Genomic DNA, 22,361 nt, shown 5'->3' on the forward strand with positions numbered 1-22,361 from the left:
TAAAACATGAAATCAGATAAAGTCATAGATGCTAAAGGATTCGCGTGCCCGATGCCAATTGTGAAAACAAAAAAAGCGATGGATGAATTGCAATCCGGAGAAGTGTTAGAAGTACATGCCACTGATAAAGGGGCAAAAAGTGATCTGACAGCATGGGCGAAGTCAGGCGGTCATGAGTTGCTTCAAGGTACTGAGGAAGATGGTGTACTAAAGTTTTGGCTTAAAAAAGGTTAAGGTGATAAAAGGGGGGACTATTCCCCTTTTTATTGAAGAAAAGGGGGAAAGCCGGTGGACATCTCTTTTATTCTTCTCATATTTTTCATCGGATTTGTCGGTTCTTTTATGTCCGGAATGCTTGGTGTCGGCGGGGCAATAATTAATTACCCTCTATTATTATATATTCCTGTGTTATTAGGGTTTACAGGTTTTAATGCTCACCAGGTTTCAGGTATTGTCGCAGCCCAGGTTTTTGTTGCAACATTTTCCGGTGTATGGGCTTACCGGAAAGACGGTTACTTAAATAAAGAACTGATCTCCATCATGGGATTAAGTATTTTGATCGGCAGTCTGATCGGTGGTTATGGGTCACATTTTTTCTCTGAAGACGCCATAAACCTGGTTTACGGATTATTGGCGATTATCGCTGCCATCATGATGTTTATTCCAAAGACAGGAACAGAAGCTCATCAAAGTGATCACGTTCGCTTTCCAAAGATATTAACCTCAATCATGACTTTTGCAGTCGGTTTGACTTCGGGCATAGTCGGTGCGGGCGGAGCTTTTCTGCTTGTTCCGCTCATGTTAGTCGTTTTAAAAATACCTACACGAATCACAATCGCAACATCGCTCGCAGTTACATTTATTTCATCGGTTGGAACAACAGCCACAAAACTTATATTCGGACAGGTGCCCATTTTGCCGGCTTTGATTGTAATGGCTGCCAGTCTAATTGCATCCCCGATCGGTGTTTTCATTGGCAAGAAAATGAATGTCAAAGTTCTTCAAGGTATTTTGATATTCGTTATTTTGCTTACAACAGTGAAAATTTGGGTTGATATCTTCCGTATTTAAGGATTTCTGTATGATCCGTTTTGAAGGAGGGATTGGATGAAAGAGATTACAGAGCTGACTTCAATGGTGGCAATTGAGAAGTTTATAACCGGTCATAAATTAAGTTTTATATATATATCAAGGCCTCAATGTACAGTATGTCACGCTGTTCTGCCTCAGCTTAGAGCGCTGTTGGCCCGCTTTCCAAAGATCAAATTAGGACATATAAATGCTGACATAGTGGAGGAGGTTGCCGGCAGGTTTTCAGTTTTCACAGTTCCTGTGCTTCTTTTGTTTATTGAGGGAACCGAATGTCTAAGAGAAGCGCGTTTTGTTCATTTTGAACAGCTTGAACAGAAGCTAAAAAGAATCTATCAGTTGTACGAGGTAATAGATAGCTGAGGGAGGGGCCATGATGTGTCAAAACCCGACTTTTTTTGAACGGTATAAAGAAGAAGGAAAGTCAATGGAAAGCGGCTATTTAAGGCAGATCTTCGACCATTTGCAGGATGGAATCATCATGATGGATCAGGAACGCAGAATTCTGGTGATGAATCCGTCCGCAGAGAAGATGACGGGATGGAAATTAGGTGACAAGGTTCCGTACTGTTCCTACTGCCAAACGAGAAAATTGGAAGCGGGAGAAGAGCGTTGTTATTTGCTGGCCAAGCGGGAAGTTCCTTATTTTCTTTCCTCGATGCCCACATATGAGGGACGATTCGTTGACATGGAGATGAGTACGGCTGTCATTTCTGAAAACGGCGATCAAATGGAAGTTCTTTTGGTCCTGAAAGATTTAACGATAAAGAAAAAGGAAGAGGAAGCGCGGATCTCCAAGCTGGTTCTGCAAAAAACGCTAGAAACTCAGGAAAACGAACACAAGCGGCTGGCCCAGGAACTGCACGATGGCGTAGGACAATCGCTTTATTCGGTTTCAGTAGGTATTCAAGCGATTCAATCGCGCATGGAGCAGGAAGAAACATTTAGAGAGTACATGCAGGAAATCATCGATGAACTGGAAAAAGCGATCCAAGACGTCAAGCTCTACTCTCTTCAGCTGCGGCCGCACAGTCTCGATCAGCTGGGGCTGATTCCTGCTGTCAAGCACCTTGTGTCCAGCTTAAACAAGACTCATCAGGATGTTTCTATTACGTTTGCCTCAAGCAATGTCAGCATTCGCTTGCTGCCGGTTTTGGAAATCAATTTATACCGCATCATTCAGGAGGCGCTGCATAATGCCCTGAAATATTCGCAGGCGACACATATTAAGGTCATATTGTACAAAGAAGATGGCGAGCTTATTTTGATGATTCAGGACAATGGCATTGGTTTTGATCGCGGGCTGACAGAGGAAGGCTTGGGATTCAAACATATGGAAGAAAGAGTCAATCAGATGGAAGGAAGCCTTCGAATTCACTCCGCACTTCAGAAAGGAACGACAATTAAAGTGAAAGTACAGGACAAGGAGGGGAGGGGGAGTGATCAAGGTATTGCTGGTCGATGACCACATGATGATCCGCAAGGGCATCCGTGTGCTTTTGGAAGGTTTTTCTGAAATCGAAATTGCGGGAGAAAGCAACAATGGCAACGAAGCCGTTTTTAAGGCCGGACAGTTGAAACCGGATGTCGTGCTGATGGATTTGTCGATGCCAAACGGGTTGGACGGATTCACAGCGAGCACTGCGATCCGAAAGATGAACCCTTCTGTTAAAATCGTGATTTTGACAATGCATGATAAAGAAATTTTTATCCAAAAAGCGATAGAGGCGGGGGCCCATGGATACGTCTTGAAAAACAGTCATTATCAGTTGCTTTATCAGGCGATTGTCGAAGTGTACAGGGGAAATCTCTATTATAAGACATCTGTATCGCAGGACATCATTGATCAATGGCTGAATTCAGAGTCCCAAAAGCCGCCTTCTGTTTTAACTGTTCGCGAAAAGGAGATTCTCAGATTCATTGTGCTGGGTTATGCCAATAAGGAGATTGCCGATAAACTCTCAATCAGCGTCAAAACCGTCGAAAATCATAAAACGGGTATTCGGATTATTTGGTGGAAAAGGGCTTATAATTCACCCTTTTCCAATTTCTTAATAAGTGTGGAAAAATCAACACCATAGTTGCCTGTTATGACGTGGTCTGTTACTTCATGCCAATTGAAAGTGTCGTATAATATAGCCTTGCTGAAAGCACTTGAATTAAATCGTGGCTTACGTTTCTTATGGAGGTTCTCATTAAACAGTATTTTGGCTCGTAACGCTTCAAATGAGTAACCTCTACCCATTCGTTCAACTTGCCTAATAATACTGTTTATAGATTCTGTATAAGCGTTTGTAAGTTTTTTATCGAAGTAGTTGAATATTTCGTCTTGCCAGTTGTCTACAGCTCTCACAAGATCTTTATAAGCGTCTTTGGAGTTACTGGACATACAATGTATTCTCCACAGTCTGTAACGGTCTCTGCCTTCTTCAGGATCATCGGTATCCCATATCCAGTAAAATTCTTCTTTGAGTTCATGGGCTTCTTTTAGATCAGGCAGACTACCTAACCAAGTATCTAAGAGAAATGCTTCACGCTCATTTAAATCGTGTTTACGCTTTAGAAGGATAAACCTCTCACGCATAAGGGTACGCCTTTCCAAAGCTGTCATTTTAGCTTTGATAGCCTTTCTAACACCGTCTAAGGCTTGGTTAGCCATTCGGACAACGTGGAACTTATCTACAACCACTTTCGCGTGTGGTAAGACGGTATTAACAGCATCTTTGTAAGGCTTCCACATATCCATTGTGACGTATTCAATATAGGTCCTGTCACTGATTTCTGAAAGGCGTTGAATGACTGTTTCCTTGTTACGGTTGGTCTTGATGTCATAGATAGTCCTACGTTCAACGTTAGTCAATACAAGGCGAGGTTTACGGATAATGTGTATTTCATCTATCCCAAGCCATCTAGGAGTCTCAAACTGGTATTCTCGCTCTTTGAATGATACGTAGTCCTTAAAAACGTTCCTGACGGTCTTCTCGTCAACACCAACGTTTTCTGCAACTTCTACAAAGGTTTTTGACATGGATTGTTCTTCGATAGCTTTTACAAGCCTTTTGGTCATACTACGCTTTTCGTCAATGGATATAAGGCGTTCCCAGAAGGTAGAATCACATTCACAACACTTATAACGTCTACGGTTCAATTGTAAGCCCACTCGCTTTAAACGAATGGGCAAATCCATAATCAATTGCTTTCGTGAACTGTGCTTATATAACTTGTCAAAACCACATTCAGGACAACGTTCTGGTGGGTTGATTGCTTCCACTTTAAACAACATATCGCTTTCATTTTCTTGTGGTGGTTCAATAACTATGAGGTCTTGAAGAGATAATAGGTTAGTCATCTTTACCTTTTATTTTGAGAGAACCTACACCAATAATTGCTCCCAGTATAACTAACACCATACTGGCTATAATTTCATACCCTTGCAAAGCCTCGATGTAATTTACGAGAAACCAACTTGGTCCCCCACCTGCTAATCGGTTTATGATACCTCCAACTCCTTGGATTAATAGAAGTAGACTTACACCGCTTGCAATCTCTTTCATAACACTACATCCCCTTTCCAAATAACTAATATCACGATAGAATTCCCCTAATGCCGATATTGAATAAAACAGCTCCAATAACTGCCACTCCCACTAATAAAGAAGACAATGGAGCTTTTAATAATTTTGTTTTTAGTTTTTCAAGCTTATTCTGTATCCAACCTCTAAATAGAATATAAATGAACAATAATATGATTGAAGGAAGTACCATAAGCACGTTATAGCCAAGTAAAATACTTATGGACAAGCCGGTATTGAACGCTAAACCATCCATTAATAATATCGAGTAAAAATACGGTAAGGCTGTGGTAAACTCGATCGCAAATACAATAATACCGAGTATAATCATCGCACTTATTGATAATTCTTTAGGTAACCACTCTAAAAACCGGGATTCCATTCCTTTTTTAGGCTTATAAAAACTAATGAGTACAAGGACAACTCCAAGTATCGTATAAAACCAACTTGAAATTTGATTGTTAGTCACGCTTTCTATAAAACCAATTATCTGCCCAACTCCCAGGTAAACCAAGATACCCACCATAAAATAGCAAATTTGTGTGGATATTAAAAAAACCATCAAACGCGATGCCAATTTTTCTCTTTGTATTAGAAGGATATAAGCTGTGATGGCCAATACCCCGGGGCTTAAAATGTCAATGAAAGCACAGAGCACAATAATGAGGAGTGCTGTTGTGAAATCTATGTTGGTAGGAATTAATGATTCAATGATTTCAAGCACCTAAATATCCTCCTTATTTATTTATTTCACACACTGTGATAAAATGATAATAACACAGTGTGCGAAATAAAAGCAAGAGGTGATTTAAGTGCCAAAAATCGTTGATCATGATCATAAAAGGAAGATCATCGCTGAAACGGCTTGGAAAATTATCAAAACGGAAGGCATTGAAAGAGCATCTATCCGCAGAATCGCATCTGAGGCTGGAATGTCTACCGGAGCACTAAGACATTATTTCTCAAACCAAGATGAATTACTATTATTTATCATGGAATATTTTCTTGCTCGCGGGAGAGAAAGGTCGGAGAATATATCCTGGTCAACAAACCCTCTTAATGCGGTACGTGAAACGTTGTTAGAATTAGTTCCGGTGAGTCAGGATAAACAAACTGAAACGGGTGTTTGGCTAGTTTTTGCCATCCGCTCACTTACTAGTGCAGCTTTGAACGCAAAAAAAGATGAACTAACTGAAGGAGAATATATTTTAATGGAAGCACTGCTTGAAATATTAATAAAAGCAGGTTGTATAAATAAAACCATAAATATTGAAATCGAAAAATTAAGACTTGCTGTCATCATTGAAGGCATATCCATTCATGCTCTTTTAAGACCGGATATATTCACAATTGAAAAAGCAGAACAAATTATTACACACCACTTAAATGAACTTTGCAATCAATAATATAATAAGTTAAACACTTGTTTTCTAAATAACCCCTGTGGAATGACTCGACAGTGAAAAGAAGTAGAATCCCACCATAAAATCCGAAGAGCCTAAATTAATAAAGGTGAAAATCAAGCAATACAGAACTTCGAAGCCTGTCAAAGATGGAAGCATGTGTTACAAACAATATAAATATAAGCATAAGTCCACATGGCATTATAAGAAAAAACAAAGCAAACAACAAAGCTCAAGCTTGTTTTTACAAAGTAAGCCCTGTTAAGGAGCGGGAAAATGAGTAAATGTCCAGTATGCAGGAAACCGTTTACTTTTAGAGAAAATTCTAAACTGATTAGAACAAAGAGGCCAACTTGTCCCAGATGTAAAAGTCCGCTAAAGGAAACAACAGCTTCAAAATTGCTTTTTAGTTTGATTTTTATTTTGCCAATCCTTTATTTTATGTCTTTTTGGAGCGGATGGGATTCACTATTAAAGTGGCTTTCTCTTTTTATTTGGATTGTGTTTTGTTTATTTATTTTGCAACCTGTACTTTATCGTTATGATAAGACAAAAGCTTAAGTCATTAAGCTAAAGGGCTGAATTGAAGAAGTATTCAGTCCTTTAGCATGTCAGGGGAACCTAAGAATGTGCAAAAAATCTTAAGGGTATTCTTTTTTCATGGGAGGCCTTTTATAGTTTACAACGTCCTAAATTCTCTCCTTTTTATTCTTCCTCTAAAATCGCGACAGGGTTAAACACTTCATAATGAATGTTGTTTTTTGATACGTTCCATTTTTTGAGGGCAGCGTTAATGGCTTTCATAAAGGGAAGAGGGCCGCAAAAATAAAAATCGGCATCCTTTCCCGGCAGGATGGACTGAAGCCACTCCAGGTCAACATAACCTTCCTTATCAAAGTTTAGTAGAGAACGGTCCATGGAGGCAGGTGCTTCGTAGCACACAAATGACCGGATATTCTCATGCTTTTCAGCTAATTTTTCAACATGTTCTTTAAAAGCGTGAAACTCACTGTTTTTTGCTGAATGAATAAATGTTACATGTCTGTTGGGATGTTGTTCAGCCACCGTATTTAACATGCTTAATAATGGTGTGATGCCGACGCCTCCGCTGATCAAAACAAGCGGCAAATCTTTGCTGCTAATGACGAAATCGCCCGCCGGAGCGGAAAATTTGAGAATATCGCCTGTTTGCACTTGCTGATGCAAGTACGTTGAGACGATGCCAGCCGGTGCGCCTCCGCGTCCTTCCTCACGTTTGACGGAGATTCTGTAATAATCTTTGCCGGGAGCGTCGGAAAGGCTGTAATGGCGGATGTGGGTATACGTTTCACCTGGAATCTCTGCTTGTAAAGTTAAATATTGGCCGGCTTTATAAGAAGCGATTGGTTTACCATCCTCCGGCTTTAAATAAAATGATGTAATCAGCCTGCTTTCCTCCACTTTTTGATCAACGCGAAAATCACGATAGCCACTCCAGCCGCCAGGCAGATGTTCAGTTTCTTCATAAAGCTTTTGTTCTATATCGATAAAAGCTTTTGCGATTTCATCGTAAGCTTTTTTCCAGGCTCCAAGCACTTCTTCTGTTGCCGCATCGCCCAGCACATCTTTCACAGCATTGAGCAGAGTTGCGCCCACAATTGGATATTGTTCAGGTTTTATGCCGATTGCTCGGTGCTTTTCAGTAATTCTTTTGATAACGGGATCTATCGCTTCTAAATGATCGATATTTTCGCCAGCGGCATACACAGAATACGCCAAAGCCTCTTGTTGAATACCGCGCTTTTGATTTGTTTGATTAAACAAATTGTGTAACTCAGGCACTTTTGAAAATAATAATTCATAAAAACGTTTGCCGATTTCATGGCTATGCTCCTTTAAGACTGGGGCAGTTGACTTCACAATTTTGATTGTTTTCTCATCAAGCACTATATTCCCTCCTTTTTATTTAGTTTGATTTCTTAAATACGAAATATACAAAACAAGCAAAATAAACATGTGATATCCAGTCATAGGATGTTGCAGGTTCTTTTGTCAACTTCATTCTTTTCTTAAGTGAAGGACATCTTTTTCAACAATACTGCTCTCGAATTATCAATTTCTTTCACAGAAACTGTGTTCCGGGAGGCTATTTAAGAATCCTAAAACACCAAAAAACGGATTCATTGAGGAATGCATAAATAGTACCTGTTTGGGAATTATGGAAATAACGTGAAATTATAAGAAAGGTCATCTGAAATGAAGCAAACAAACATACAGCTGCCTCTTCAAACATTCAGCTTGATTGTGGGGTTTATGGTATGGGTCATTATTTCATCATTAATGACATATATCAAAAAGGATATCGCACTTTCATCAGTGCAATTATCATGGGTGACAGCAATTCCGGTAATATTGGGATCTGTTCTTCGGGTTCCGATAGGCTATTGGACGAATCGGTTTGGCGCGAGGCGGGTTTTTCTTGTAAGCCTCTTATTTTTAATCCTGCCGGTCTATTATTTAAGCCTCGCTGATTCTTTTAACGACTTATTAATAGCCGGTCTTTTTTTAGGTATTGGCGGAGCAATATTCTCTGTCGGAGTTACTTCTTTGACAAAGTACTATTCAAAAGATCGGCATGGATTTGTCAATGGGATATACGGAGTCGGAAACATCGGAACAGCGTTTACTTCATTTGGTGCGCCGATCCTTGCAAACCAATTGGGATGGGAAGTTACTGTCAGGCTTTTTCTCATTCCGCTGATCATATTGGCTGCTCTCAATTTCTTATTGGGCGATAAACATGAACCAAAAGTTAAAACAGCTTTAAAGGAGCAAATCCTCAATGTTTATCGGGATGAAAAACTATGGTTTCTCAGCCTTTTTTACTTTATAACATTTGGCTCATTTGTTGCATTTACCGTATATCTTCCCAATTTTTTAGTTTCTCAATTTAATCTTAGCGAAGTTGATGCAGGATTGCGTACCGCAGGATTTATCACGATTTGTACGTTGTTTCGCCCGCTTGGAGGATGGCTGGGGGATAAATTCAATCCATTTAAGGTTCTTATCATCGTATTTTCAGGATTGACGATTTCTGGTGTGCTACTCTCTTTTTCTCCAACGATGACATTATATACCGTTGGAGTTTTAACAGTGGCGGTTTGTTCGGGAATCGGAAATGGAACCACGTTTAAACTAGTGCCACTCTATTTTTCAAAACAAGGCGGCATTGTGAATGGAATTGTTTCCGCCATGGGAGGACTTGGGGGATTTTTTCCGCCTCTCATTTTAACCGCAGTCAATCAGATGACAGGGAATTATGCCATTGGTTTCATGGCGTTATCAGAGTTTGCCTTGGCAAGCTTAATTATAGTTGTTTGGATGTTTTATTCTGACAAGCTTAGGCTTGCGGACAACATTGTTGAAAGTACTGGACAGGGTGTAATGGTCACCAACACTAAAGGCGTTATTCAAAAAGTAAATCCCGCATTTAGTGCTGTAACCGGATATCAAAAAGAAGAAGCTGTCGGCCAAACCCCGCGGCTTTTAAGGTCTGGAAGACATGATCGAGATTTTTATGAAGAGATGTGGAAGAAACTCAAGGAAAACGGGTATTGGCAGGGCGAGATTTGGAATAAGCGTAAAAATGGAGAAGAATATCTCGAATGGTTGACAATCAGTGCCGTTAAAAATGATGCCGGCGAAGTCATGTATTTTGTAGCAATCTTTAGTGATATTTCTCAAAAAACATAAAAGAAGTCGTTTTGTAATGGACTTCATAAAACGATCGAAAGGGAGTGTTGTCATGAAGAAGAAAATTTCCCCATTGCTCAAAAAGATGACTTTTTTTGGACGCACCGCTGATTTAAACAATCATAGTACGTTATCCAGTGCAGACCGCGAGTCTGAAAAATACTATCGCAGAAGGTGGCAGCATGACAAGGTGGTTCGCACCACTCATGGCGTGAATTGCACCGGTTCCTGCAGCTGGAAAGTTCATGTGAAAGACGGAATCATCACGTGGGAAACACAACAAACAGACTATCCGACTACCGGTCCGAACATGCCTGAATATGAGCCGAGAGGATGCCCGCGCGGTGCGAGTTTCTCATGGTATACATACAGCCCGATACGAGTTCGTTTTCCATATGTGAGAAGCGCTTTGTTAAAAGTGTGGAAAGAAGCCATGCAAAAAACGAACGATCCGGTCGAGGCATGGGAAGTGATTTCTGAGAATCCCGGCATGCAAAAAGCTTATAAACAAGCGCGCGGTAAAGGCGGATTCGTCCGGGCAAACTGGGATGAAGTAAATATGATGATTGCCGCTCAATTAATTTTTACGATCAAAAAATACGGCCCCGACCGCATTGTAGGTTTTTCGCCGATCCCGGCAATGTCCATGGTCAGTTATGCGGGCGGGGCGAGGTTTTTGAATTTAATCGGCGCGCCGCTGCTCAGCTTTTACGACTGGTATGCCGATCTCCCGCCTGCATCGCCGCAAGTTTGGGGCGAACAGACGGATGTTCCTGAAAGCTCTGATTGGTATAACTCCAGCTACTTACTGGTATGGGGTTCTAATTTGCCGCAAACGAGAACGCCTGATGCCCATTTCTATGTTGAAGCAAGGTATAACGGCACTAAAGTAGTTTCTATTAGCCCGGATTATGCTGAGTTTGTTAAATTTGCCGATCATTGGTTAAACGTTAGTCCAGGTATGGATTCAGCGTTGGCGATGGCGATGACCCATGTTATTCTCAAAGAATTTTATGTCGATCAAAAAACGCCCTATTTCGAAGATTACGTCAAGAAATATACTGATTTGCCTTTTCTTATTACATTAAAAAAGCATGGCAATCACTATAAAACAGACCGGTTTTTGCGTGCAAGCGACCTGGGGATGAATGTAAACAAGGCTGAATGGAAAACGATTGTATTTGATAAAAACTCCAATCAATGTGCTGCACCTAATGGAACCGTCGGCCATCGCTGGTCGGAAGGAGGGGAGTGGAATTTACACCTGAAAGATACTGAAAATCAGCTCGGAGATCTTGAGCCTGCACTCTCCTTGTTAGGGATAGAAGACAAAACTGTATTGCTGCAGTTTCCTTACTTTGGTCAAGAACAAAAGCAAATTATCGCAAGAGGAGTGCCAGTCAAGGAAATTCAACAAAACGGAGAGTCTGTTTACGTCACAACCGTTTTCGACCTCATGCTTGCGCAAACTGGCGTAAATCGCGGATTACCCGGTGATTATCCAAAAGACTATGACGATCCAAAGCCATACACACCGGCATGGCAAGAACAAATAACCGGTATTGACCGCAAACTAGCCGCTCAAATTGCAAGAGAATTCGCCCAAAATGCGGTTGATAGCAAGGGACGGTCGATGATTATCATGGGATCAGGCATTAACCATTGGTATCATTCTGATACCATTTACAGGGCGATTCTCAATCTAGTTTTGTTAACAGGCTCCCAGGGAGTAAACGGAGGAGGATGGGCGCATTACGTCGGTCAGGAAAAAGTACGCCCCCTTGAAGGATGGCAAACTGTGGCGATGGCACGTGACTGGGGAGGTCCGCCGCGTTTACAAAATGGAACATCTTTCTTTTATTTCGTGACAGAGCAATGGCGTTATGAGGATCAAAAATCCTCAGATTTAATTTCACCGTTAGTCGAGAAGCCCAGATATCATCATCTGGGAGATTATAATGTACTCGCTGCACGATTAGGGTGGCTGCCTTCCTATCCGCAATTTAATAAAAACTCGATTACGTTGTACGAAGAGGCAAAGGCAGCTAATAATGATGAAGCTGTGAAGTATGTCGTTGATCAAATGAAAAATGGTCAAATGAAATTCGCAATTGAAGAGCCGGGCAATCCTGTTAATTTTCCGAAAACGTTATTTGTATGGAGGGCGAATTTAATTGGAAGTTCTGCAAAGGGGCATGAATATTTTCTGAAGCACCTGCTCGGTACACATTCAAGCATTTTAGGCGAACAAGATCAATCCCTGCATACAGAAGAGGTAGATTCAGCATCTGTTGCACAAGAAGGAAAACTTGATTTGCTTATCAATATGGATTTTCGAATGTCAGGTACGGGGTTGTATTCGGATATTGTCTTGCCGGCTGCAACCTGGTATGAAAAGTATGATATCAGCTCTACCGATATGCACCCTTTTATTCATCCTTTCAATCCAGCGATTACACCGCCGTGGGAGAGCCGATCTGATTGGGATACTTTTAAAAAGCTGGCGAAAACATTTCAATCTTTAGCCGAGAAATATCTGCCGGAGACGGTAAAGGACATTGTCGCTACACCGCTCCTCCATGATACTTCAGACGAGACATCGCAGGCGTTAGGATTAATCCCCGACTGGAAAAATAATGGGGTTGAACCGGTTCCTGGAGAGAATTTCCCGCGCATTCACGTCGTCGAAAGGGAGTATACCAAAGTATACGATAAATTCATTGCGCTCGGGCCGAATATACGGGAAAAAATCGGCGCCAAGGGACTAAGCTGGGATGCTAAAGAGGAATATGACGAATTGAAAGATATTTTAGGCACAGCTAAAACGACAAAAGAATATAAAGATTGCCCCGATATCTCTGCAGATCGAAACGCTGCTGAAGCTATCCTGACATTATCCAGCACGACGAACGGTTCGCTCGCAATGAAAGCATGGGATACTTTAGAAAAGAAAACCGGGCAAAAATTAAAAGACCTAGCCATAGAACGGGCTGAAGAGCACATTTCATTTGACGAGATTACAGCCCAGCCAAGAAAGGTTTTATCATCTCCGGTCTATAGCGGGACAGAGACAGGCAATCGCCGTTACTCGCCTTTTACAACCAATATAGAACGGCTGATTCCATTCCGAACCTTGACCGGCAGGCAGCATTTCTTCTTAGACCATGAAATCATGCGTGAATTTGGGGAGGATCTGCCGACCTTTAAAGCGCCTTTAAGAAAAGCTGCTTTCTATAATAAAGATGGACGTCCGGCATCAACAACCAAAGAAATAAAACTGCGCTATTTAACACCGCATTTTAAGTGGTCTTACCACAGCACATACTACGATACATTGCCGATGCTTACGCTGTTCCGGGGCGGACCGCATGTATGGATGAATAATAAAGATGCCGAGACTGTTGGTATCCGTGATAATGACTGGCTTGAAATGTACAATCGCAACGGGGTTGTCGTCGCAAGGGCCGTCGTCAGCCATCGGTTACCGAGAGGCGTGGCGTTTATGTATCATGTGCAGGACAGAACAATTAATGTTCCCGGTTCAAAAATAACAAAAGAACGTGGGGGAACTTTTAACAGTCCCACTAGGATTCATGTTAAGCCGACACAAATGATAGGGGGATACGCTCAACTAAGCTACGGATTTAATTATTATGGGCCGACCGGAAACCAGAGGGATGAACAAGTCGTTATTCGTAAATTAGAGCGAAACGAGGTGGATTGGCTTGAAGATTAAAGCGCAATTTGGAATGGTGATGAACCTCGATAAATGTATCGGCTGCCACACATGCAGTGTGACATGCAATAATACATGGACGAATCGTAGCGGCGCCGAATATATGTGGTGGAACAATGTTGAAACAAAACCGGGCGTCGGTTACCCGAGGGAATGGGAAAACCAAGAAACCCACCGCGGAGGCTGGGAGTTGAAGAACGGAAAGATTGAATTGAAAGCCGGCGGCCGTGCCAAAAAGCTGCTGAATATCTTTTACAACCCCGATTTGACCCGAATCGATGATTATTATGAGCCATGGACCTATGATTACGAAAATTTAATCAAAAGTCCTCAGAAAAAGCATCAGCCAGTTGCAAGGCCTATCTCTCAGCTTACCGGTGAATACATCGATTTGAAGTGGGGGCCGAACTGGGAAGACGATCTTGCGGGTGTTTATGATACAGGCAAAAAGGATCCGAACATGCACAATGTTGATGAACAGGTGATTCAAGAATATGAACAAGCTTTTATGATGTATTTGCCAAGAATTTGTGAACACTGTATCAATCCGTCATGCCTTTCTTCCTGTCCGTCCGGGGCCATTTACAAACGTGATGAAGACGGCATCGTTCTTGTTGATGAGGATGCATGCCGCAGCTGGCGTTTTTGCATGTCGGGCTGTCCGTATAAAAAAGTTTATTTTAACTGGAAGACGAATAAAGCCGAAAAGTGTACGTTTTGTTTTCCGCGTATTGAAAACGGCCAGCCAACAGTTTGTTCTGAGACTTGCGTCGGCCGCCTGCGTTACATCGGCATCGTCTTATATGACGCGGACAAGATAGAAGAAGCGGCATCTGCTGCCGACCCAAAGGATTTATATGAGTCCCACTTAAACCTATTTTTGGACCCAAATGATCCGGAAATCGTCAAACAAGCAAAGAAGGACGGAATTCCGGAGGATTGGATTGAGGCGGCTCAAGCATCACCTGTATATAAGCTTGCTGTGGAACATAAGGTGGCGCTGCCTTTGCACCCGGAATACAGAACTTTGCCAATGGTGTGGTACATTCCGCCTTTAAGTCCGATTACCAATACGTTCGGCGGTCAAATTGATATGTTGGATCCCGGAATTATTTTTCCGACGATCAAGCAGTTCAGAATCCCCATCCAATACCTTGCGAATTTAATGTCAGCGGGGGATACAAAAGTTATTGAACGCGTATTAAAGAAAATGGTTGCCATGAGGAGTTATATGAGAAGTGTTAACTTGAAGCAATCGTTTGATCAAGCCATCCTTGAAGACGCCGGGTTAACTGAAGAAACCGCTGTCGAATTGTATGAATTATCCGCGATAGCGAAATACAATGATCGTTATGTCATTCCAAAATCTCACAGGGAAGAGGCAGGCAATATGTATTCAGGACAAGGTTCAGCGGGGTACGAGTTTATGGAGGGCTGCTCAGGTTGCAGTTTAGGCACTGAAAAATACGAAGATTTATACGCCTTCAGTGAAGAATATTGGAGTGATCTAAATGGGAACACAATGGATGGAAGAAGATAGATTAGTGTTTAAGCTTTGTTCATTATTCTTGAGATATCCGGATAAAGAATGGACAGAATCGGAAGAAGCAAGTCAAATTGTTGATGAAATAAATGATAAAGGAATGAAGTACTGCCTTCGGCGGTTTCTGACCTATGTAAATGAAACCTCCTTTAAAGAGATGTGCGAGAATTATGTGCGGTGGTTTGATTTTAGCGAACCTAAAACGCTTTATTTAACCCATGGAAGATTTGGAGAGAATAGAGAGCGCGGCCTAGCTTTTGTAAAATTAAAAATGGAGTTTGCAAAAGCCGGGTTTTATATTAAAAATGATGAATTGCCCGACTATTTACCGCTTATATTAGAATTTGCCTCAATTGCGGAAAAAGACTTTGTTCAAAAGGTGTTTTTAATCCACAAAAAAGCAATTGACCTATTGCTGACAGAGCTTGAAAAAGAGGATAATCCGTATGGCTTTTTATTAAAAGCTTGTGTAGCAGCCATTGCAACACATTTGCCACCTAGTGAAAAAGACGCGGATCACCATGCGGGATGACTCAAATTGGAGGGATTGTTATGACAGAACTAGATTATTTCTTATGGGTGATCATTCCCTATTTATCGTTAACCATTTTTGTTGTCGGACATGTTCATCGCTATAATACAGATCAATTCGGTTGGTCGGCACAATCAAGTGAATTTATCCAAAAAGATCAATTATTGAAGTGGGGGAGTACGCTGTTTCACTATGGTGTCATTTTTGTTTTCTTCGGACATGTGGCAGGAGTGCTGATTCCTAAAGCGTTTTATGATGCAGTCGGAATAACTGAACATATGTATCATTTTGGCGCTGTATGGTTCGGGGGAGCCGCCGGGGTGATGATGGTTGTCGGAGGAGCCTTATTGACAGTACGTCGGCTTAGAAGTAAAAGGGTAAGGAGAAACAGCTCAAAGAAAGACCTTTATGTATTGCTTTTAATCGGAGTAGTGACCGTTGTTGGTTTTACAAATACAGTCGCTTATACAGCGACAGGAGGAGAGTTTGATTATCGGGCAACAATAGGTCCGTGGTTCAGGGGAATTTTAAGCTTTCAGCCTTCTCCGTATTTAGTGATGAACGCACCGCTCGGGTTTCAACTTCATATTTTGGCGGCATTTGTTTTATTTGCCGTATGGCCTTACACGAGACTGGTCCATGTGTGGAGTCTGCCTTTAGAATACTTATCTAGAAAGTATATTGTATTCAGAAAAATGAATCCGAAAAAAGCGCTTAAATAGAAAAATGAACCTGCCCAAACACAAAAAGCCACTTCAGTACTCAAGAGTGGCTCATTTCATGATCATTGAATAAAAAGCGCGTTTTTTAATGACCGTCCAGCAAATAGCTTTCCTCATCGCGATTATGTATTTGAACCAGAACATATATCGCTTTAAAACGGTCGATTACATCATCGTTTACCCCTTGTTTATCCAGTTCTTCTTTTATATCGCTTACCAGTATCCTAAGTAAATCATGATCACGCTTAAGCATGCTTAGTGTATGAGAGATATCCGGGTTTTCTTCAAGCTTTCTTTTGTATAAACCCTCTTCTTCTGAATCCGCATGTGCAATTGTACGGGTTTCCCAATGTTCGAGAAGAGCCCTTGCTGCAATCATAGCATGCTTTTTATGTTTTTCGCCATAAACCTGTTCTAATACCTCCATCAAATCCCTTCCTTCTGTTACTGCTCCATCGTGGATGGATCTATGAGAACCTAATTTATTCAAAGATGGACCTGACAATTAAAGTAACCCTCCTTTTTACCCGAAATACGCTAAGGATGTTCATATCCATTATGAACAAATATTATAATTTTCAAACAAGTTCTGCATAGTGATTTATCCATAGAATCGCTGTTTTTAGGAGCTGTCGGCGCTGTTAACGATCGCGTTTCAAGCGCTGGGTAATCTCCTTATGTATCACTAATATCCATTCTGTCGCCAGCCAGAGCTTTTTCTTACGGAGGATCGCTGTTATTCACTTATTTAATAGCTGGGTATCAAATATAGTTATTTTTTTTATTTCAAACACTGAGATAAAATATTTATGATGAGGATGCTAGAGCGTGCTTTTAACAAGAGCCTATCCATTCTTTTTATGAAAAGAACATGGAGGGAACGACAGTGATGAATAAATGGGGAAAACAAATCAAAATTCCAGCAATGTATATGCGAGGCGGGACAAGCAAGGGTGTCTTTTTTCTTAAAGAAGATTTGCCAACCGATCCATCTAAACGTGATAAAGTTTTACTGCGTCCAATAGGCAGTCCAGATCCTTACGGCCAGCAGATCGATGGTTTGGGTGGTGCCACATCGAGTACGAGCAAGGTGGTTATTGTTAGTAAAAGCAATCGTCCTGGATGTGATGTAGACTACCTATTCGGACAGGTGGTCATCGGACAGCCATTGGTTGATTGGAGTGGAAATTGCGGGAATCTTACTTCAGCTGTAGGTCCTTCGATATTTCGAGGTCTGGTAGATGCCCCGCTGGATGGCGTGGCTGAGGTCAATATCTGGCAGGAGAATATCGGGAAGAAGATCGTGGCGCATGTCCCGATGAAGGATGGGGAGGTGCAAGAGCTTGGAGATTTCGCGCTGGACGGAGTCACTTTCCCTGCACCGGAAATAAAGCTTGAATTCCTTGATCCGGGTGCCGATGGGGGAAACATGTTTCCGACCGGGAATCCGATCGATATCATTCATGTGCCAGGCGTAGGAGAAGTCGAGGCTACTTTAATAAACGCTGGAAACCCTGCTGTCTTTGTTTCTGCGTCTTCAATGGGATTATCGGGAACTGAACTGCAAGGAGATATCAACGGCGATGCGGATCTATTGACCCGTTTTGAAGCGATTCGGGCCCATGGAGCGGTGATGATGGGTCTAGCGGAAAGCGTGGAGTACGCAATGACCAATCGTCAGCACACACCTAAAATCGCATTTTTTGAAACCTCTGCGAGCTACACAACATCTGACGGAAAAGAAGTACATGGAGAAGATATCGATATTCTGGCACGCATTCTTTCCATGGGTAAGCTTCATCATGCCATGACCGGTACAGGCGCTGTAGCTATTGCTGCCGCGGCCGCAATACCGGGAACGATTGTCAGCAGGATTATAGGGGATGCGAGGCCGGAGCTCCGTTTCGGTCATCCATCCGGTACTTTGAAAGTGGGTGCAGAAGCTGCTCATGATCAAGCAGGATGGGAAGTGAAGAAAGTAACCATGAGCCGAAGTGCTCGAAGATTAATGGAGGGCTTGGTTCTGATACCGGATCAAGAATAACAGATCATAAAAGGGCTGCATGGATGCCAGCCCTTTTGTTTACACTCAGTTATTTGGAAATCATTGAATCTAAGTATTTGATCGTCGCTTCTTTGTCACCAGAAATCGAGGATTCTCGTTGGTGATCTTTGAGCAGCTTTTCCTTGGCTTTTTTTAGTGTTGCTTCTTCTAATTCCTTCGGGACCACCACAACGCCGTCTGCATCTCCAACAATAATGTCACCGGGTTTAATTGAAACACCCCCGCAAGAAATTGGAACGTTTAATTCGCCGACACCCGCTTTACCGCTTGCAGCAACGGTTGTCCCTTTACAAAAAACAGGAAAATCCAGTTCCTTTATTCCCGTCGAATCCCGGATGACTCCATCCACAACAATTCCGCCTAATTCCAGTGTTTTGGCCATTCCGACGACAAAATCTCCCGCAATCGCTCTATATTCATCGCCTTTCGCATCAATGACAAGAATATCTCCAGGTTTGGCTGTTCGAATGGCTTTAAGTACGGCTAAATTATCACCTACGGGCATTTTTACCGTAAAAGCTCTTCCGCTAAGGACGAAGTCTTCCTTTAGCGGCTTAATACTCGGGTGTAAGTTATTCAAACCGTCCAGAGCATCAGAAATGCAGGTAGTAGGAATGGAGTGAAACTGATCAATTATTTGATCCATGAATTCAAGCACCTCTTTGTTTGAATTTTTTCATAACCATACTATACCGAAAAAATGAGCTGTATCAGTATTCAAAAATGTTATACTTAGCTATAACGAAAACTATTTGTAATGATGGAGTGGCCAGGATGGATGATCGTGATTGGGTAATGCTTGAAAATCTGTATTTTCATAACAACATTTCTAAAACTGCTCAGATTTTATACATATCCCAACCTGCTTTAACAAAGCGCATTAAGCACATCGAGAAAGAGTTTCAAGTACCGATCATAGAACGTGGAACAAGAGGGATTCGATTTACCGCAGAAGGTGAGTACCTCGCCAAATGTGCTGGTGAAATGATTGAAAGAATGCGTCAAATGAAAGAAACCATTTGGAATATGAATCAAGAGGTAGTTGGAACCATCCGGTTAGGCGTGTCTAATATTTTTGCGAAAAATATGCTTCCAAACATACTGAGACTTTTTAAAAACCGCTATCCGAGAGTAGACTATGAGGTTATCACCGGGTTGAGCAGCGAAGTGTATAATCTTGTCTATAATAAAAAAGTTTATTTTGGATTTGTACGTGGAGATTCGCATGGGCGGAATCGAAATGTTTCCTCTTTGAAGAAAATATTTGTATTGCTTCCAAGGAAAAAATCGATCTCGAACAGCTTCCCGAATTGCCGAGGATTGAATATAAAACGGATGCGAACCTAAAGAGGTTAATCGATGATTGGTGGAGAGGAAAATTTTCGCCATCCCCGCGCATAGAGATCGAAGTGGATAGTACCGATACATGTAAAGAAATGGTGAGAAATGGACTGGGATATGGCCTCCTCCCAAGCGTCCTTTTAAAAGAAGATAAAGATATAAAATGTTTTACGATAAAAGATGCACATGATGAACCGCTGATTCGAAAAACTTGGATGATCTATCATAACGAAACCATCAAATTGAAAACGGCAAAAGAATTTGTCTATTTTGTTGAGAATTATAGATTTGATTAGAACCGCGTGGTAAGCAATCACGCGGTTTTAATATTGGGGGGGGGGGAATTAATAAAAAGATGATCAATTCTAAAATAATGTATAAATGGCACGACTTATTAGCTTGCTTTTGGTTGACGTCACTTCTCCTTTTCAGCACGGCAAAACTCATGAGATATCTTCATCAAAGCGTGCTTCCCAGGCCCAGACACGCAGCTTCGCGATTTCACGCTCCGTCTTTTCTTTCTTCAAATCAAGCTGAAGCGGCCGACGATGACTTCTTTTTCTCTCTCCTTAAGGATGTCGATGAATGATTCACTTTTCAAGCTTTATACATGAGCTTGATGGTGACGATGAAGCTTTCGTTTTTTCGACCTTGAGGACATCGTAAGGGTGATTTCGTTGCCACGTTCAGGGAGAGTTTATGGTCATGATCTGCATACAAGATCAGGTGGCGGATTAAACATTGAACTTGAAGATGCTTAGTATGTCGCATATTCTGTTGTTTTTTTCAGCACAATCCCTGGGAATACCGCTATTCAAGACATTATATATGCTCCATCGACCGTGAAATTGCTATAATGTGGTTAATTTCTATTCGCGTTTCGATAATCAGAAGAACCATGAACCTATCGTGAAATACATAAAGAATTAGAAACTAAGAAGAAAGGATGAGATTGTTGAAGGAATATTTTTCAATCGGGGAAACAGCCCGTCTTAATAACATTTCCATTCAAACATTGCGCTATTATGATAAGATCGGAATTTTTAAGCCTCAATGCACAGACCGGGATAATGGCTATCGATATTACCATGTTAAACAGTTCTTTTATTTAGATATTATAAAATATCTCAAATCTATTAAAACGCCGTTGGGAGAAATTAAGCGAATGATTTCGCATACATCTACCCCCGAACGGATGCAAGCCTTTCTTGAGGAGCAAGAAAGCGTGATTGAGCGTGAGATGGAAAGACTCGAACGTGCCAGGCAATTGCTTCAAAGAAGAAAGCACCAGCTTAATGAACAATTGGAGATACGCACTAAAAAAGAAGAAGGTCTAGTTTATGTTCGACATATAGGAGGCCAAACCATTTTAAAAGCAGTGACACCTCAAGTGAATCCTCATGACCAATCAGATTTGTATTACCGAAAATTGGCTGAAGTTCTTGAAGAAAGAGGAGAAATCGTTGATAACTATTATGGATTGATTTATGATTTAAAGCCTTATAAAGATTCCGGTGACATTTATTGCAACAGCGTTTATACTACGATTTATGATGGAGTAAAGATAGATACAGGGGAACAAAACATGAATATAGATATAATCCCATCCGGCGAATATGTATGTATTTCATTTGATTGCACGGCAACAAATTATTTTTCATACTATCAAAAACTGTACGATTTTATTGAATCACATGGCATTCAAACGGATGGAAAAGTATATCAAGTTTCTTTTCCAAACAGCTATAACTCATTAAAAGAAGAAGACTTCCTCACAGAATTTAGAGTGCGGAAAAAATAACGAACCCCTTGACCCTATAGTTGCTATAGGGTTTATGATTTATGCATCGTTCTGATGAATATTTGAAAGGAAGGATGTATAAGATGGCAGAAAATAAGACGCTTCGGTTACTCATGGCGCAAAGCCTGCTGGAAGCCCATTTATTAAATTCTAAACGAATGGTTCATGTGAAGAAGTACCTGACGATTTAGATGTGTGCCTCTCAAATTTAATGAATCTAAAACAAAAGGAGCGATGAAGATGAGAGCACCGATAGATGAACCCATTTGGTACGCCTACCCTGGAATGGTAGCTGTCGTTACGGCTCAATATGAAGGTGAAAAAAACGCCATGGCTTCCGGGTGGCATACGTATATTGGATCTTCTCCCGGGATGTATGGAATATCGATAAATAAAGAGACATATACTTACAAATTGATTGAGAAAAGCGGCGTTTTCGGTGTGAATTTTCTTCCGGGAAGATGTTCGGAACTCATTCAAGCATTAGGCACCCATAGCGGCAGAGATTTAAATAAGTTTGAAGCATTTCATATTCAATACGAAGAAGGACGAAAAGCTGAGATACCGATTTTAACTGATGCGTATTTTGCTTATGAGTGTAAAGTACACAGTATTTCCACTTTGGGCGATCAAGAGTGGATTGCGGGAGAAGTTTTACAGAGATATCAAGATAAAGAGCTTTTCTTAAAAAATGGTATGCCGAATTTAGAAAAATTGGATGTTCCGCTTCATATTGGAGGGTCCAGCTATCGAATATTAAATAGTCAAGCAGAGGAGCGTCAACACGTTTTTTATCCCAAAACTGATTGAAACATTCAGGTTTCT

22 protein-coding genes and 1 pseudogene are annotated in these 22,361 nt (G+C 41.3%); 16 read left to right on the forward strand and 7 right to left on the reverse strand.

The genetic code is table 11. The features are described 5' to 3' along the window. Positions 1-6 precede the first annotated feature (6 nt). From M1E06_RS07520 to M1E06_RS07540, 5 genes are read left to right on the forward strand one after another with little or no spacing between them, the layout of a single operon-like run. A complete protein-coding gene (locus M1E06_RS07520) occupies positions 7-234 on the forward strand; it encodes a sulfurtransferase TusA family protein (RefSeq protein ID WP_023855297.1) in 228 nt (75 codons plus the stop codon). A 54-nt stretch (positions 235-288) separates the two neighbouring features. Continuing rightward, positions 289-1,071, forward strand: coding sequence for a sulfite exporter TauE/SafE family protein (locus M1E06_RS07525; RefSeq protein ID WP_023855296.1), 783 nt, complete (start codon positions 289-291; stop codon positions 1,069-1,071). Between the two features lie 36 nt (positions 1,072-1,107). Further along, the gene (locus M1E06_RS07530; RefSeq protein ID WP_096748253.1) at positions 1,108-1,452 is read left to right on the forward strand and encodes a thioredoxin family protein; all 345 of its coding nucleotides are present in this window, start codon (positions 1,108-1,110) and stop codon (positions 1,450-1,452) included. A gap of 10 nt (positions 1,453-1,462) precedes the next feature. Then, the gene (locus M1E06_RS07535) at positions 1,463-2,554 is read left to right on the forward strand and encodes a PAS domain-containing sensor histidine kinase (protein ID WP_043054405.1); all 1,092 of its coding nucleotides are present in this window, start codon (positions 1,463-1,465) and stop codon (positions 2,552-2,554) included. Continuing rightward, positions 2,529-3,170, forward strand: a complete 642-nt coding sequence (locus tag M1E06_RS07540; protein ID WP_367303053.1) for a response regulator — start codon at positions 2,529-2,531, stop codon at positions 3,168-3,170. Before M1E06_RS07535 ends, M1E06_RS07540 begins: the two co-directional genes overlap by 26 nt. Here the strand turns inward: M1E06_RS07540 and M1E06_RS07545 are convergent. From M1E06_RS07545 to M1E06_RS07555, 3 genes are read right to left on the reverse strand one after another with little or no spacing between them, the layout of a single operon-like run. Continuing rightward, positions 3,116-4,438, reverse strand: a complete 1,323-nt coding sequence (locus M1E06_RS07545; protein ID WP_020452314.1) for an ISL3 family transposase — start codon at positions 4,436-4,438, stop codon at positions 3,116-3,118. The genes M1E06_RS07540 and M1E06_RS07545 overlap by 55 nt on opposite strands. Beyond that, positions 4,431-4,643 carry a hypothetical protein gene (locus tag M1E06_RS07550; protein WP_040037657.1) on the reverse strand — a complete coding sequence of 71 codons (213 nt, stop codon included), beginning with the start codon at positions 4,641-4,643 and terminating at the stop codon, positions 4,431-4,433. The genes M1E06_RS07545 and M1E06_RS07550 overlap by 8 nt, the downstream gene beginning before the upstream one ends. A gap of 31 nt (positions 4,644-4,674) precedes the next feature. Further along, positions 4,675-5,385: a GAP family protein gene (locus M1E06_RS07555; protein WP_020452313.1), complete on the reverse strand. Its 711-nt coding sequence runs from the start codon at positions 5,383-5,385 to the stop codon at positions 4,675-4,677. 88 nt (positions 5,386-5,473) lie between these two features. Between M1E06_RS07555 and M1E06_RS07560 the strand changes: the two genes are divergently transcribed. After that, positions 5,474-6,067, forward strand: a complete 594-nt coding sequence (locus M1E06_RS07560) for a TetR/AcrR family transcriptional regulator (RefSeq protein ID WP_020452312.1) — start codon at positions 5,474-5,476, stop codon at positions 6,065-6,067. Positions 6,068-6,769: 702 nt separating this feature from the next. On the opposite strand, the gene hmpA is transcribed toward M1E06_RS07560, so the two are convergent. Then, entirely contained in the window at positions 6,770-7,990 is a 1,221-nt protein-coding gene (gene hmpA, locus M1E06_RS07565; RefSeq protein WP_020452310.1) for an NO-inducible flavohemoprotein, read from the reverse strand. Between the two features lie 309 nt (positions 7,991-8,299). On the opposite strand from hmpA, the gene M1E06_RS07570 reads away from it, so the two are divergent. The 5 genes from M1E06_RS07570 to narI are packed head-to-tail and all read left to right on the forward strand — an operon-like array spanning position 8,300 to position 16,329. After that, positions 8,300-9,796 carry a nitrate/nitrite transporter gene (locus M1E06_RS07570; RefSeq protein WP_020452309.1) on the forward strand — a complete coding sequence of 499 codons (1,497 nt, stop codon included), beginning with the start codon at positions 8,300-8,302 and terminating at the stop codon, positions 9,794-9,796. A 52-nt stretch (positions 9,797-9,848) separates the two neighbouring features. Then, positions 9,849-13,532, forward strand: coding sequence for a nitrate reductase subunit alpha (locus tag M1E06_RS07575; protein WP_020452308.1), 3,684 nt, complete (start codon positions 9,849-9,851; stop codon positions 13,530-13,532). After that, the gene (gene narH / locus M1E06_RS07580) at positions 13,522-15,072 is read left to right on the forward strand and encodes a nitrate reductase subunit beta (protein ID WP_020452307.1); all 1,551 of its coding nucleotides are present in this window, start codon (positions 13,522-13,524) and stop codon (positions 15,070-15,072) included. The genes M1E06_RS07575 and narH overlap by 11 nt, the downstream gene beginning before the upstream one ends. Further along, a complete protein-coding gene (narJ, locus tag M1E06_RS07585; protein ID WP_031304763.1) occupies positions 15,044-15,607 on the forward strand; it encodes a nitrate reductase molybdenum cofactor assembly chaperone in 564 nt (187 codons plus the stop codon). Before narH ends, narJ begins: the two co-directional genes overlap by 29 nt. 20 nt (positions 15,608-15,627) lie before the next feature. Continuing rightward, a complete protein-coding gene (gene narI / locus M1E06_RS07590; RefSeq protein ID WP_020452305.1) occupies positions 15,628-16,329 on the forward strand; it encodes a respiratory nitrate reductase subunit gamma in 702 nt (233 codons plus the stop codon). 85 nt (positions 16,330-16,414) lie between these two features. On the opposite strand, the gene M1E06_RS07595 is transcribed toward narI, so the two are convergent. Then, a complete protein-coding gene (locus M1E06_RS07595; RefSeq protein ID WP_229029915.1) occupies positions 16,415-16,756 on the reverse strand; it encodes a hemerythrin domain-containing protein in 342 nt (113 codons plus the stop codon). A 462-nt stretch (positions 16,757-17,218) separates the two neighbouring features. Here M1E06_RS07595 and prpF point away from each other — a divergent pair, with 462 nt between their 5' ends. Then, the gene (gene prpF / locus M1E06_RS07600; protein WP_020452303.1) at positions 17,219-18,373 is read left to right on the forward strand and encodes a 2-methylaconitate cis-trans isomerase PrpF; all 1,155 of its coding nucleotides are present in this window, start codon (positions 17,219-17,221) and stop codon (positions 18,371-18,373) included. A gap of 49 nt (positions 18,374-18,422) precedes the next feature. Here the strand turns inward: prpF and M1E06_RS07605 are convergent, their stop codons facing one another. Then, positions 18,423-19,040 carry an RraA family protein gene (locus M1E06_RS07605; RefSeq protein WP_020452302.1) on the reverse strand — a complete coding sequence of 206 codons (618 nt, stop codon included), beginning with the start codon at positions 19,038-19,040 and terminating at the stop codon, positions 18,423-18,425. A gap of 128 nt (positions 19,041-19,168) precedes the next feature. Here M1E06_RS07605 and M1E06_RS07610 point away from each other — a divergent pair, with 128 nt between their 5' ends. Both M1E06_RS07610 and M1E06_RS07615 read left to right on the forward strand, forming a co-directional pair. Next, positions 19,169-19,741 carry a LysR family transcriptional regulator gene (locus M1E06_RS07610; protein WP_306419667.1) on the forward strand — a complete coding sequence of 191 codons (573 nt, stop codon included), beginning with the start codon at positions 19,169-19,171 and terminating at the stop codon, positions 19,739-19,741. Then, positions 19,705-20,031 carry a LysR family transcriptional regulator substrate-binding protein gene (locus M1E06_RS07615; RefSeq protein WP_152846873.1) on the forward strand — a complete coding sequence of 109 codons (327 nt, stop codon included), beginning with the start codon at positions 19,705-19,707 and terminating at the stop codon, positions 20,029-20,031. Before M1E06_RS07610 ends, M1E06_RS07615 begins: the two co-directional genes overlap by 37 nt. Before the next feature lie 119 nt (positions 20,032-20,150). Here M1E06_RS07615 and M1E06_RS07620 read toward each other — a convergent pair. Beyond that, positions 20,151-20,333: pseudogene (locus M1E06_RS07620) on the reverse strand (hypothetical protein); the annotation flags it as partial. A 357-nt stretch (positions 20,334-20,690) separates the two neighbouring features. Here M1E06_RS07620 and M1E06_RS07625 point away from each other — a divergent pair. After that, entirely contained in the window at positions 20,691-21,536 is an 846-nt protein-coding gene (locus M1E06_RS07625; protein ID WP_023855285.1) for a MerR family transcriptional regulator, read from the forward strand. Positions 21,537-21,776: 240 nt separating this feature from the next. Beyond that, positions 21,777-22,346, forward strand: a complete 570-nt coding sequence (locus M1E06_RS07630) for a flavin reductase family protein (protein WP_020452300.1) — start codon at positions 21,777-21,779, stop codon at positions 22,344-22,346. Positions 22,347-22,361: the final 15 nt, after the last annotated feature.

It is taken from the genome of Bacillus sp. AK124 (genome assembly GCF_053903085.1).